General features: G+C 61.4%; 1 pseudogene. It reads left to right on the top strand.

What is annotated here, in order from left to right:
• A pseudogene (locus tag L692_RS32690) lies at positions 1 to 316 on the top strand (hypothetical protein); the annotation flags it as partial.

Raw genomic sequence — 316 nt, 5'->3', positions numbered from 1 at the left:
TATCGACCCGTATGTCTTTGTCTATTCGCCCCAGGTGTTGAAGGAGCTTGGGGCCGAGGCGCTGCCGGGATCTCTTGGCGGGTGGACCCGGCTGCTGGAGCAGAGTCTCAAGAAGCCCGGCACCTATGTGCTGGGGATGGATGCGGGCAGCCCCTACGGCATGTCCGTCTTTCTGGAAAGCGTGGGCAGCGCTCTGTTCCCGGTGAGCCGTGAGGCCCTTGAATGGACCTCGCGGGCGCGCAGCTCCATCTATTTGAGTGATGGGAAGCATGATGGAATCTGGAATAGGCTTCGGGAGGGGAGCATTGCCGCTGCT

Origin of the sequence: Paenibacillus forsythiae T98 (assembly GCF_000520735.1) — a bacterium.
GTDB classification, from domain to species: domain Bacteria; phylum Bacillota; class Bacilli; order Paenibacillales; family Paenibacillaceae; genus Paenibacillus_AQ; species Paenibacillus_AQ forsythiae.
The sequence above is the reverse complement of the archived record's forward strand: the minus strand, read 5'-3'. Positions and strand labels throughout refer to the sequence as shown.